The organism is Paramaledivibacter caminithermalis DSM 15212, assembly GCF_900142245.1.
Lineage (GTDB): Bacteria > Bacillota > Clostridia > Peptostreptococcales > Caminicellaceae > Paramaledivibacter > Paramaledivibacter caminithermalis.
Genome location: NZ_FRAG01000017.1, coordinates 18,082 through 31,174, shown reverse-complemented (window position 1 = coordinate 31,174; position 13,093 = coordinate 18,082). Strand labels below are relative to the sequence as shown.

Annotated in this window: 14 protein-coding genes; 2 read left to right on the top strand and 12 right to left on the bottom strand. The window is 30.0% G+C overall.

Translation table 11 applies throughout. The annotated features are described in order from the left end of the window. Nucleotides 1-35 precede the first annotated feature (35 nt). Nucleotides 36-1,313: a sporulation integral membrane protein YlbJ gene (gene ylbJ, locus BUB36_RS08435; RefSeq protein WP_073148963.1), complete on the top strand. Its 1,278-nt coding sequence runs from the start codon at nucleotides 36-38 to the stop codon at nucleotides 1,311-1,313. 73 nt (nucleotides 1,314-1,386) lie between these two features. Here the strand turns inward: ylbJ and BUB36_RS08430 are convergent, their stop codons facing one another. From BUB36_RS08430 to BUB36_RS08400, 7 genes are all read right to left on the bottom strand, one after another. Beyond that, nucleotides 1,387-1,836, bottom strand: coding sequence for an ATP synthase subunit B family protein (locus BUB36_RS08430; protein ID WP_073148961.1), 450 nt, complete (start codon nucleotides 1,834-1,836; stop codon nucleotides 1,387-1,389). A 15-nt stretch (nucleotides 1,837-1,851) separates the two neighbouring features. Then, nucleotides 1,852-2,325, bottom strand: coding sequence for a pantetheine-phosphate adenylyltransferase (coaD, locus tag BUB36_RS08425; RefSeq protein WP_073148959.1), 474 nt, complete (start codon nucleotides 2,323-2,325; stop codon nucleotides 1,852-1,854). 1 nt (nucleotide 2,326) lies between these two features. Further along, on the bottom strand, nucleotides 2,327-2,899 hold the full coding sequence (gene rsmD / locus BUB36_RS08420) for a 16S rRNA (guanine(966)-N(2))-methyltransferase RsmD (protein ID WP_073148957.1): 573 nt from the start codon (nucleotides 2,897-2,899) through the stop codon (nucleotides 2,327-2,329). Between the two features lie 204 nt (nucleotides 2,900-3,103). Further along, complete coding sequence (locus BUB36_RS08415; protein WP_330390455.1) at nucleotides 3,104-3,304, bottom strand: alpha/beta-type small acid-soluble spore protein; 201 nt, start codon at nucleotides 3,302-3,304, stop codon at nucleotides 3,104-3,106. 117 nt (nucleotides 3,305-3,421) lie between these two features. Next, nucleotides 3,422-5,479 carry an ATP-dependent DNA helicase RecG gene (gene recG / locus BUB36_RS08410; RefSeq protein WP_073148953.1) on the bottom strand — a complete coding sequence of 686 codons (2,058 nt, stop codon included), beginning with the start codon at nucleotides 5,477-5,479 and terminating at the stop codon, nucleotides 3,422-3,424. Nucleotides 5,480-5,780: 301 nt separating this feature from the next. Next, a complete protein-coding gene (locus tag BUB36_RS08405; RefSeq protein WP_106406492.1) occupies nucleotides 5,781-7,388 on the bottom strand; it encodes a DAK2 domain-containing protein in 1,608 nt (535 codons plus the stop codon). Nucleotides 7,389-7,401: 13 nt separating this feature from the next. Continuing rightward, on the bottom strand, nucleotides 7,402-7,761 hold the full coding sequence (locus BUB36_RS08400; protein ID WP_073148951.1) for an Asp23/Gls24 family envelope stress response protein: 360 nt from the start codon (nucleotides 7,759-7,761) through the stop codon (nucleotides 7,402-7,404). Nucleotides 7,762-8,113: 352 nt separating this feature from the next. On the opposite strand from BUB36_RS08400, the gene rpmB reads away from it, so the two are divergent. After that, the gene (gene rpmB, locus BUB36_RS08395; protein WP_073148949.1) at nucleotides 8,114-8,305 is read left to right on the top strand and encodes a 50S ribosomal protein L28; all 192 of its coding nucleotides are present in this window, start codon (nucleotides 8,114-8,116) and stop codon (nucleotides 8,303-8,305) included. A gap of 34 nt (nucleotides 8,306-8,339) precedes the next feature. Here rpmB and BUB36_RS08390 read toward each other — a convergent pair whose 3' ends face one another. The 5 genes from BUB36_RS08390 to pknB all read right to left on the bottom strand — a co-directional run bounded on the left by BUB36_RS08390 (nucleotide 8,340) and on the right by pknB (nucleotide 13,078). Continuing rightward, on the bottom strand, nucleotides 8,340-8,522 hold the full coding sequence (locus BUB36_RS08390; RefSeq protein WP_073148947.1) for a hypothetical protein: 183 nt from the start codon (nucleotides 8,520-8,522) through the stop codon (nucleotides 8,340-8,342). A gap of 441 nt (nucleotides 8,523-8,963) precedes the next feature. Continuing rightward, a complete protein-coding gene (locus tag BUB36_RS08385) occupies nucleotides 8,964-9,608 on the bottom strand; it encodes a thiamine diphosphokinase (protein WP_073148945.1) in 645 nt (214 codons plus the stop codon). Nucleotides 9,609-9,619: 11 nt separating this feature from the next. Further along, nucleotides 9,620-10,279, bottom strand: a complete 660-nt coding sequence (gene rpe, locus BUB36_RS08380; RefSeq protein WP_106406491.1) for a ribulose-phosphate 3-epimerase — start codon at nucleotides 10,277-10,279, stop codon at nucleotides 9,620-9,622. 1 nt (nucleotide 10,280) lies between these two features. After that, nucleotides 10,281-11,162 (bottom strand): ribosome small subunit-dependent GTPase A, encoded by an 882-nt coding sequence (gene rsgA, locus BUB36_RS08375; protein ID WP_073148943.1) that lies wholly within the window; start codon nucleotides 11,160-11,162, stop codon nucleotides 10,281-10,283. An 11-nt stretch (nucleotides 11,163-11,173) separates the two neighbouring features. Further along, entirely contained in the window at nucleotides 11,174-13,078 is a 1,905-nt protein-coding gene (gene pknB, locus BUB36_RS08370; RefSeq protein WP_073149039.1) for a Stk1 family PASTA domain-containing Ser/Thr kinase, read from the bottom strand. Between the last annotated feature and the right edge of the window lie 15 nt (nucleotides 13,079-13,093).

The window sequence follows — 13,093 nt, the reverse complement described above, 5'->3', positions numbered from 1 at the left end:
TATATAAGTATATACCATTTTGGGAGGATACAACATTGATTAACTTCATTGTAATCTCATTGATAGCATTTGCTTTTATCGTTTTGAGGGTTAAGTACAAAGATACTTTTATGAAATTTAAATCATTTGTTTTTGCTCTAATAATTTTTATAATGGTTTTATATATAGTTCTATATCCTAGGGAAATAATAGATGCCACTCGTGATGGTATTATTTTATGGGCTAATGTAGTTCTGCCTTCCTTATTACCTTTTTTTATTGGAGCTGAGCTTCTAGTTGGACTAGGTATTGTAAAATTTATCGGAGTACTAATAGAGCCTATAATAAGACCTATATTCAACGTACCTGGTGAAGCCTCCTTTGTTTTTGCTATGAGTATAACATCGGGGTATCCCATGGGGGTAAAATTAACTTCTGATCTAAGAAGAAACAATATAATTACAAAAAATGAAGCTCAAAGAATCATTTCCTTTTGTAGCACCTCGGGTCCTTTATTTATGATTGGTTCGGTAGCCATTGGAATGTTTAATAACCCTAGTATCGGTCCCTATCTAGTACTCGCCCACTACTTAAGCGTTATAACTGTAGGTATAATTTTTAGATTTATCTATGTTGACGAAATACAAGTTTCAAAAAGATATACTGAAAAAAGAAATATTTTTAAAGAAGCGGTAAATCAGATGTTTAAAAAAAGGCAACAGGACAGTAGAACATTTGGAAAACTATTGGGCGACTCTGTTAAAGAAGCTATATCTACATTGGTTTTAGTCGGCGGATTGATAGTCACTTTTTCTGTTGTAACAAGGGAGTTATACTTAATTGGACTTATAGATTATTTAATATCAGCAGTTAAGTTTATTACAAAAAATACAATACTTATTCCTAATGAATGGATAGAAGCTACTGTTATAGGATTTATTGAAATCACCATGGGCTGTAAAATAACCTCCGATGCTTTAACTATACCCTTAACCTCACAAATCATTTTAGCAACCATGATAATTTCATGGAGTGGATTATCCGTTCACGCTCAATCAGCCAGTATCATTAATGGCACCGATATAAACATGAATTCTTATATTCTTTCAAAATTTTTTCATGCTATCATTTCAGGCATCTATGTGCATTTTATGTTGAAGCTAAGTAATTTTACTCTTAATCCCATACCAAAGGAAGTTTTTTCACAAGGAATTAGAAATATTGCATATTATTCTTGGGTAAGCAAATTACTTTTTTCAAGCTATATGTTATTGACAATTGTTATTGTTTTAATTTTTATAGGCTTTTTTATTGCTTTAATAAAAAATAAATAAAAAAACAGCAAAAGCTTAAGGATATAAATCCTAAAGCCTTTGTATATTACGCTTATTTAAGTATAGATAATAACTATCCATTCATTTTTTTTATTTCTTCTCTATTCTTTTTAAGTGTTTCCATTATTTGCAGTGTGTTTGTCTCTAACTGTTTTAAAATATCATCGGCATATTGAATCGATCCAATTCTAATAGTTTTTGCCTTTTCTTCAGCTTTATATATAATTTCTTGTGCCTTCTCCTTTGCCTTTTTTACTATTTCATCTTTATTGGCCATTGCTTCTATCCTATCCTTTGCATTGTTGATAATTCTATCTGATTCTTTTTGTGCTTCAACCAATATTTTATTTCTTTCTTCCTTTATCCATTGAGCTTGCTTTACCTCATCTGGAAGTTGTATCCTTATGTCTTTGATTAATTCCGTAATTTCCTCCTTGTCAAGTAAAACCTTCCCAGAAAAAGGTATAGAAGATCCATTTTCAATCAGATCTTCAAGTGTATCTAGAAGACTCAATACATTCATGATGGTTCCCCCTTTTTACAGCTTACTACGCATTTTTTCTATTACAATTTCTGGTACCAGTCCTTTAATGCAGCCTCCAAATTTAAATACTTCTTTAACTATACTGGAGCTAAGATAAGAATACTTGCTACTGGTAGTCATAAATAATGTTTCTACATCTTCATCAAGCTTTTTATTCATTAAAGCCATTTGAAATTCATATTCAAAATCTGAAACTGCTCTTAACCCTTTTATTATAACATCAATTTTCTTTTCTTTAACATAATCTACTAACAACCCCGAAAAACAGTGTATTTCAACATTTTCAACATCAGCAGTAGCATATTTTATAAGTTCAACCCTTTCCTCAAGGGAAAACATAGGATTCTTATTTGGATTATTTAAAACTGCTACTATTACTTTATCAAAGATTTTTGCTGACCTTTTTATAACATCTAAATGTCCATTTGTTATAGGATCAAAACTTCCTGGATAAACTGCGTTTTTCATTTTAGTCCTCCTTATGATAAAAAGAAATCATGGTACCGCCATATTTCCTCTCTTTAAATTTAATTAGGTCGTCTATTGTTTCTGGTATTATATCCTTAATATCATGCTCTGCTACTATTATTCCATCTTCATTTAATAAATCAAGCTCCTTTATTTCCTTTAAACAAGTTAGAATATGACCTTTTAGATATGGTGGGTCCATAAAGATTATATCAAATTTTTCCCCTATTTTACTAAAATTTTTCAAAGTAGAATATACATCCTTTATTATTATCTTTATTTTATCATTTAATTTTGTTTTCATAATATTTTTCTTAATAATATCATAACATTTTCTATTTTTCTCTACTAAAAAGGCACTTTCAGCCCCTCGACTCACTGCTTCAATTCCAAGATTACCTGTCCCTGAAAACAAGTCTAATACCTTTGATTTTTCTATATATGGAGCTAATATATTAAATATTGACTCCTTTACCTTATCACTAGTCGGTCTAGTATCTGTACCTTTTAATGTGCTTAACCTTATACCCTTTGCTTCTCCACTTATAACTCTCAATTTATACGCTCCTTTCAAGATAATATTTTAGCACAAAGGAAAAGTATGAACAAATTTTTTGACTCTAGATTCGAAACCCTTAAGTAAATTATTAGCTATTAAACCAAAAAAGCCTTTTGGAATGTTAAATTTTATGACTAAGGACCTAGAGTGGATATTTCCCTTTAATATTATAAAAAGAAGAGATAGTATAGATCTACTATCTCTTCTTTTTATAATATATTATTTACCTGACATTTGCCTTTCAGCCATTTCTACTAATCTCTTAGTCATATAACCACCAACATAGCCATTTTGCCTAGCTGTCAAGTTCCCTTTATCAGTTGTTTGGTAGTTAGATAATCCTAGCTCACTAGCAATCTCATATTTCATTTGGCTAAGAGCTTGTTTTGCTTCAGGAACAACTTTTTTGTTAGCCATCATATTCACCTCCTGTACTATTAATTTCTCCACTAATTCCAAAGTATATGCTAGTAATTTTTTCATATACTGTAAACATAGAGTAACCTACAGGAGATAAAATAATTAAATAAAATAAATCTATATCGAAAACTCTCTAAAGAAATCTCCAAACAATTCATTAAGTTTTGCTTTTAAATTCTTTTTTTCTTTATCACTTAATTTATCAAATTCTTTAATAGTTTTAAATGCTTCGTGCTGTGCTTTTTTAAGTATATGTGTATGTCTTAATAAATTTGCAATCTTCATCTGAGGTAACCCATGCTGCTTTGTCCCAAAGAAATCACCTGGTCCCCTTAATTCTAAATCTTTCTCAGCAATTATAAATCCATTATTTGTACTTTCCATTATTTTCATTCTTTCTAGGGTTGCATTATTCTTGCCTTCACTAATAAGAAAACAGTAAGACTGAAATTTTCCTCTACCTACTCTACCTCGAAGTTGATGAAGCTGAGATAAACCGAATCTTTCTGCATTTACTATTACCATAATTGTTGCATTAGGTACATTTATACCAACTTCTATAACTGATGTTGAAATAAGTAAATCAATTTCTCCCCTTTGAAATTTCTTCATGATGTTGTCTTTTTCATCAGCCTTCATCTTACCATGGATCAGAGCTAAATTCCATGATTTGAAAACAGTATCTTTGAGATTATTATACAACTCAACTGCAGATTCTGCATCTACTTTTTCTGATTCCTCAACTAAGGGGCAAACAATATATCCCTGTCTTCCTTCATTTAGTTGATCTTTAATAAATTTGTAAAGCTTTGATATTTTATTATTTGTTATATGATAAGTTTTTATATGCTTTCTTCCTGGTGGTAATTCATCAATAATAGATATATCAAGATCTCCGTACAATATTAACGAAAGTGTCCTTGGTATAGGAGTAGCCGACATAACTAACATATCAGGATTTGAACCCTTCTTTTTCAAGACACTTCTCTGCCTTACTCCAAATCTATGCTGCTCATCAGTAACAACTAATCCTAGTTTTTTAAATTCTACTCTATCTTGTATAATAGCATGGGTTCCTATAACTATATCAATCTTCCCTTCTTTAATTTCTTCTATTATAGCATCTTTATCTTTAACACTCCTAGATAATATACCAATTTTAACTCCAAGATGCTCTAACATATCTCTAAAGCTTTTAAAATGTTGCTCTGCCAATATCTCAGTTGGTGCCATTAATGTACTCTGATAGCCATTTAAATAAGCTAAGTACATGGCTAATAAAGCTATTATAGTTTTTCCTGATCCAACGTCACCTTGAACAAGTCTATTCATTTCCTTTGGGCTTATCATGTCATTAATAATGTCATCGAGGGTCTTTTGTTGAGCCTTAGTCAATGTAAATGGCAAGCTATTAATTATCTTTTTAAATTGTGGCATGATTTTATATTTTATTCCATCATTAGCATGAAAATACTTTTTCTTAATCATCATTAATCCAAGCTGCATAAAAAATAGTTCTTCAAAAACCAACCTATATTTTGCAACCTTTAAGGCTCGTGGAGAAGATGGAAAATGAATATTTTTTATAGCATAATTTATGTCACACATTTTATTGCTACTAATTACATCCAATGGGAGAGATTCAAATGTATATAAATATTCTTGAGATAATAAACTTTTTATATATTTTATGATTTCTTTTTGATTCAAACCCTTTGTTAAGCCATAAATGGGTCTAATACTACAAAAACTATCTATACTTTCTTTATTTATATTGCAAAATTCGGGATGACTTATTTCTATTTCTCCACCTTTATTATTTACTGTTCCATAGAAATAATAACTTTGATTTTTTTTGAAAGTATTCTTTAAAAACATTGAATTAAAAAAAATTACATATCCTCTTCCAGTATTGTCTTTAATAGGCACTTTCAAAATCTTAATCCTTTTTCTGCTGTTTATCTCTTTTACTTCGTCACAAACTGTTCCGATTATTGTAGCTTTTTCCATATGTCTAACTGAATTCAAGGTTTTTATATTTCTTCTGTTCTCATAGGAATTTGGATAATGATACAATAAATCCTTTATTGTAAATATATTAAGTTTTGAGAATAAAGTAAGCTTTTTAGTTCCTATACCATTAATTTTTGAAATTGAATCTTCAAGTGACAACATAATAACACCTCATATGGATAAAGGCACCCGTAGGGCGCATTTTGAGTTACAACTTCCAAGTTGCAAGTATTAGGGTCTTTCTAATAAGTTTTAAAAGAAAACAATTGTTTGACATATTTAAAGGCTAATCAATGATTATATTTTACACATTATAACCAATATCTTAGCCTTGATTTCTTATTTTATATAGGATGAAAATATATAAATCGATCCACGAAGCTAGCAAATATTAAAAATCCCATAATAAAAACCATAAAAATTATTCAAATAAAATTTAAAATTCCATAATTATGATAAAATTCTACTCAATAGAAAAAATATAATAATATAAAGGCTGACCGCCATAATATACTTCTATATCTATGTCTGGATACCTTTCTTCAATTAACGAAGCAAGTTTATCAGCTTCTTCTTCAGTCACATCATCACCATAGTAAATAGTCAGTATTTCCTTATCCTCACCAAAGGTATTATCTAAAACATCTAAAGCAACTTCTAATACGTCACTACCAACTGTATTAATCTCACCATTAAATATTCCCATAATATCATCTTTCTTTATATCCAAATCATTAAATCTAGAATCTCTTACAGAGTAAGTAATCTGTACAGTATCAACATTACTTAGTGCTTTTACCATTTTTTCCTTATTTTCCTCTGGACTAACTAAAGGATCAAATTCTAGCATTGAGGCTATACCCTGAGGTATAGTTTTAGAAGGAATAACAATTACATTCTTTTCACTTAATTCCTTTGCTTGATTAGCAGCAAGTATTATATTGCTATTATTAGGTAAAATAAAAATGCTTTGTGCATTGATTTCATTGATAGCTTTTAAAATATCCTCTGTACTAGGGTTCATAGTTTGACCCCCTTGTATAACCTTGTCAACATTTAGATCTTTAAAAATATTGCTAAGACCTTCTCCCATGGCAATAGTTATAAATCCGTATTCTTGAGGTTTTTCTGATACACTTTCTTGAAAATTATACCTATTAGTATGTTGATGTCTCATATTATCTATTTTTATATCAATCAACTCTCCAAAGTTCAATCCACATTCTAGTATTTTACCAGGATTATTAGTATGTATATGGACTTTAATTAAATCTTCGTCTCCAACAACCAAAAGACTATCTCCAAATCCCTTAATGTTATCTTTAAACTCTTCTGAATTCAATTCATTTCCTTGGATAATAAATTCTGTACAATATCCAAATTCTATATCATCACTACTAATATCCCTTTCGTTACCGTCATGTATTTCCCTTTTTTGCGGTTGTGAAATCTCTTTCCCTGAAAGGGCTTCCCAGAAGCCTTGGAAAATATATATTAAACCTTTTCCTCCAGCATCAACAACTCCTGCTTGCTTTAAAACATCTAACATTTCTGGTGTTCTATCAAGGACTGACTCAGCATGTGAAATAATTGCAGAAAAAAAATCATTTAAATCAATACTATCATTTGATACTTGCAAAGCTCGGTTACTAGCTTCCCTTATTATTGTGAGTATAGTACCTTCAATTGGTTTCATTACAGCTTTATAGGCAGTATCAGATGCTTCTTTAAGGGCATTGGCAAAATCATCAGCAGTAAGAATTTTTTTGCCTCTACAGCCCTTTTCAAAGCCCCTAAGTATTTGGGATAGTATAACCCCAGAATTACCTCTGGCACCCATAAGTGAACCCTTTGCAGCTGATTTAGTAACATTCTCAATAGAAGGATTTTGTATTTTAGAAATTTCATTTGATGCTGAATCAAGGGTCAATGACATATTTGTACCTGTATCACCGTCTGGAACTGGGAAAACATTTAGTGCATCTACTGCATCTCTATTGTTATATAATAAATTATTACCTTGTATGAACATTTTCTTCAGCATTTCGCCATTTATCTGCTTTATCTTCAAGATAAACCCTCCCTTAAACTTCTTGAACTCTTACCCCTTCAACATTAATATTAACACTTTTAACCTTCATACCAGTCTGATTCTCTACATTATACTTAACTTTATCTATTATATTATCAGCAACTGTAGAAATCTTTGTCCCAAACTGAATTATCACATATAAATCAATTACTATAGCATTTTCATCTAAATGAATTTTCACTCCCCTATGCATATTATCTCTTTTTAATAATTTAACCAATCCATCAGCAGCAGACTTTGATGCCATCCCAACAAGCCCATAACATTCCATTGCAGCCGCTCCTGCAATAGTAGAAATAACTTCTGCATTTATATAAATAGTTCCTATTTCATTTTCAAATTTTGCTGACATATAATTGACCTCCTTTATTTTTTGAGGATATATATTATATTTTATAGTAATATTAGTTCTTATTCAATTATTACTTAAATTTTCTCCAGTTACTTAAATTTTTTATAATAAAATATAATTTTCACAAATAGCAATTTACTCATATGTAAATAATATTTTATATAAGATAAAAGACTTTGGCAATACTTTTATTTTAAAGATTATATTTTTAAAGCTCTCATATTATCATTTTGGATATTAAAATTCTAATAATACTGGGCTATTATCAAAAAGTATTGACCGATAAGATTATTTTATGATACAATTAATATTGTTTTATTAGGAAATTTAACCACTCGGGGAGGTGTTATATATGGCAAAGCAATGTGCAATTTGTGGAAAAGGTAAAATATCAGGAAATAAGGTAAGTCACTCTGTACGTCGTACAAGAAGATCTTGGTCACCTAATGTAAAAAAAGTTAAAGCTTTAATTGATGGTTCACCAAAAAGAATAACCGTATGTACTAGATGTTTACGTTCTGGAAAAGTTGAAAGAGCTATCTAGTATTCATAAAGGCCTACCAGCTATGTAGGCTTTTTTATTTGCATAAAAATAGCCTATAACCAGCTATTATAAGTGCAACTCCAAAAAATACTATCCACACGCTATAAGGCAATACCATGACAGCTATAATGGTTATACCAATAGCAACCAATATAATACCTAGAATCTTCTCATTTCTAATCTTTATTCTAAAAACTCTCTTTTTACACTTACCCATTAAAACACCTCATATTCCTTATAAATATAAGAAGAGGACAATAAAAAAACATATTATTAATCCACATAAAACTATATACCAGATTTTTAGAGGTACAAATTCTATCACTATTATTGCACCTGTTAACCCTAGAATTATGCCAAGAATTTTCTTAAGCACCAACTTCCTACGTAGCATAAAACCACTCCCTAGGCTTATTAATATTATATTATGCCTACTCACAGCATTATGACACAAAAAATACCCACAGTCTTTGCAGGTATTTTTTATCTAGAAATTAGAACTATTATTATATAAATAATTTTTAGTTTTATTTTTTTAATCATGAAAACATCCCTAAAACTTGCAACTAAAAATCCTCATTCTAGTTTAATCCATACTCAAAAGGTAGATCAAATACGGAACCTTAACCTAACAAAGTACCGAAAGTATCTTTGTTCCTCAGTCTCTAGCCTTTATCACTAAAAGCAATCCTTCTTTTATCTTAATTCTTACCCCATCATTATTAAATTCATTACTAATGCCTAAAGAAGATCCTATAGGGATTTCTGCATCTTTTAATGGAAATTTAGCTCCTAGAATAGTAATGCCTTTGACTTTGTAAGATAAAGGTATTATAGATATATAATCATTTTCTTCACCATATAAAATAATTTCATTAAATTCATCATTTAACATATGTATCTCGTTATTTTCATTTATTACTTTTCCTCTTATGCCATTATCTAATATTTTCTTTAATAATGTAATATTAGCAATAGAATGATCCATCCTGCTACCAATTGCTCCTAGGAGTATGATTTCAGATGGCTTATTAGATAGTGCAAAATCAAGAGCTAATTCCGTATCAGTAGCATCCTTATCCGATGGAAATTTATAAAACTTAACTTTTTTTTCTATATATATTTGTTTATGCTCTTTATCAATTGAGTCTAGGTCTCCAATTATTACATTAGGAATCACATTCATTTCAATTAAATGCTTGGCACCGCCATCAGCACAAATAATATAATCTGAAGTGTTGAATATGTTTTTATAAAAGCTATAATCGGAAATTCTTCCATTAGAAACTATAATATATCTCATATCTTGTTCCCCTAAATATTATTAATTACTTCCTTAAAGGATAATACATTTTCCTTTACATTATTACTATTAAATATAGCTGAACCAGCCACGATTATATTTGCTCCAGCCTTTACAATCTCTGCTACATTATCTAATTTAACTCCACCATCCACCTCAATATCTATATCTAATCCTTTAGCATCTATCATTCCCTTTAATCTTCTTATTTTCTGTAATGAACTTTCAATAAATTTTTGACCTCCAAACCCTGGGTTAACCGACATTATGAGTACCATATCTAATTCTTCCAGAATTTCTTCAATAGAATATAAGGAAGTAGCTGGATTCAAGGAAACACCTGCCTTTATACCATATGACTTTATGTTTTGTACTGTCCTATGAAGATGGGGACAAGCTTCTGCATGAACAGTTAATATATCTGCTCCTAACTTAGCAAATTTTGGTATGTATTTATCGGGATTTTCTATCATAAGATGTACATCAAAGGGTAATGTTGTTTTGCCTTTTATACTATCCAATACTACTGGTCCTAAACTAATATTAGGAACAAAATGTCCATCCATTACATCTATATGCAAAAGTTCTACTCCAGCTTCCTCTACAGCTTTTACATCCTTCAGCAAATTTGAGAAATCAGCTGATAATATAGATGGCGATAATTTTATCATGCTAGTACCTCCTGTTATTTATTTCTTTAATTTGTTCTAAAAAGTCTACATAATTATTATAACGTTCTTTGCTTATATATCCTGTTTTTAATGCATTCTTCACTCCACAATTTGGTTCATTAACATGAAGACAATTAGTAAATTTACAATGATCCATATATTGCTTAAACTCTGGAAATAAAAAGCCAAGCTCTTCTGGATCGATATATCCTATATCTAATGATGTAAAGCCTGGAGAATCCACAACCCATCCACCAAAGTCAAGCTGCAAAAGCTCAGAATGCCGAGTAGTATGTTTCCCTCTCTTAATTTTACTGCTTATCTCTCCAGTCTTAAGCTTTAATCCAGATTGTACTTTATTTAATATACTTGATTTCCCAACACCAGAAGGTCCAGCAAATACCGATATTTTATTTTTTAAAACTTCTTTAATCCTATCAATTCCAATATCTTTTTTAGTACTACATAATATTACCTCATACCCAGTATTCTTGTAAATTCCTATTATTTCATAAAGCAACTTTTCATTATCCAAATCAATTTTATTTATACATATTTTAAGTTCTAAATTATGATATTCTGACATAACTAATATCTTATCAAGTAATTTGATATTAGGATCAGGATTTTTTAGTGAAAATACTATTATAGCCTGCTCTACATTGGCTACAGGTGGTCTTATAAGCTCTATCTTTCTATCCAAAATATCCTCTATAACACCCTGTTTTGTGGTTTCATCATATGAAAACAATACATAATCTCCAACTAAAGGAATAATCCTTTTACTTCTAAATTTCCCCCTAGCCTTACATTCAAAAACTTCATTTCCCTTTTTTATATAGTAAAATCCCCCTATTCCTTTAACAATAATGCCTTTTTCCATTCACTTCCTCCTTATTCAAATAGCATTTCCTTTGAATACTTTAAATCTTCTCCAAAATAAATGTCTATTTTTACCAACCCTCTGCCAGATATTGTTAATCTAAGTTTTTCTTCTGATTTATCATGAATTTTTTCATGAACTGTAGTAGAAACACCATTTTCAGTTTTAATAACCTTAACAACTTCTTGTTCCTTATCAAAATTTAAAGGAATAATAAAGTCATTCATTACTAAAGGTAATTCTTGTTCTTCTGGAGGTTGTTCTATCTTTTCAGGTCCTTTACTAACCACTACATTAAATACAGAATTTTCTTTTATTTCAGTCCCTGGAGAAATGTTTTGGGATATCACTAAATCCTTTTCATACTCATCACTAAATTCATAGTTAATGTTTTTAAGTATTATTCCTAAGTCTTTAGCGGTTTCTTTAGCATCTTTTATATTCTTACCTACCATATTTGGCATCAGAAAAGTCTTTATTTCTCTTCCTTGGCTTACTATGATGTTTACCGAAGCACCTTCTTTAATTTCAGTGCCAGCTTTAGGTTCTTGTTGAATAATGATACCAATTGGTAAATCATTATATTCATATTCTATATTTCCTAGGATTAAATCATTATTATCCAATTCAACCCTTGCTTCATCAATCTCCTTATGGATAATTTCTGGAACATATACTGTTCTTTCACCCTTACTTACTACTACCCTAACTGTATATCCTTCCTTTACTGATTTTCCTGCTGCTGGATTCTGGCTAATTATAAAGCCCTTTGGAATCTTATCATCATAAAGCTGCTTTTCAACCATAACCTTTAAGCCTAAATCATTTAATTTATTTTTTGCAATCTCTTGGGATTGATTAGTTAGATCTGGTATTTGTACTTCTTTTATAATAAACTTATCCTTAAAAAAGTTTAAAAATATTGCTGATACAAATATAATCGAAACTATTAATGCTGATAATATTCCGATAGTTATAGTTAGTTTACTCGTCTTTTTTTCTTCTTTTTCATAATCTTCTATATCTTCTATATCATTTATTGCTGGCATTATTCTAGTAGGCGACTCATCATCATCTATAAAGTCAATGCTATGATCTGGATCTTTTTGAGATTTATCCAAGTCATTGTATACTTCATTAGCATTATCATATCTTTTATTTTTATCTTTTTTCAAACATTTCAATATTATATTTTCTACACCATTACTGATATCAACATTTATCATTGATGGAGGAAGGACTTCTTCCTTAAGATGCTTTAATGCAACAGTTATGGGAGTACTGCCTGAGAAAGGAACTCTTCCTGTTATCATTTCATACATCGTTACACCAAGAGAATATATATCAGATTTTTCGTCTACAAATCCACCACGTGCCTGTTCAGGAGAAAAATAATGCACAGAACCAATTACATTTCCCGTATTGGTTATCGTTGATGAAGTTATAGCTCTAGCTATTCCAAAATCTGTTACCTTAACTCTACCATCTTCAGTGATTAGAATATTATGTGGTTTAATATCTCTGTGTACAATATGATTATTATGGGCATGTTGAAGGGCTAAGGCTATTTGTTTTGATATGTTAATGAACTCGTCATTTTTTAAAAAACCTTTTTCTTTAATATACTTTTTTAGAGTTTTCCCATTTACGTATTCCATAACAATATAATGAATATCATTATCCGTTCCTACATCATAGATGTTTACTATATTGGGATGTGACAAACTTGCTGCGGCTTGAGATTCCTTCTCAAACTTATTGATAAAATCTTCATCACTAATAAATTCAGGTCTAAGTATTTTCACAGCAACAAATCTATTTAAAAGATGGCATTTAGCTTTGTAAACTAAAGCCATGCCCCCTCCACCAATCTTTTCTATTATTTCATATCTTTTACCCAGTATTTTACCAATCATAGTTTCAACTCCCTC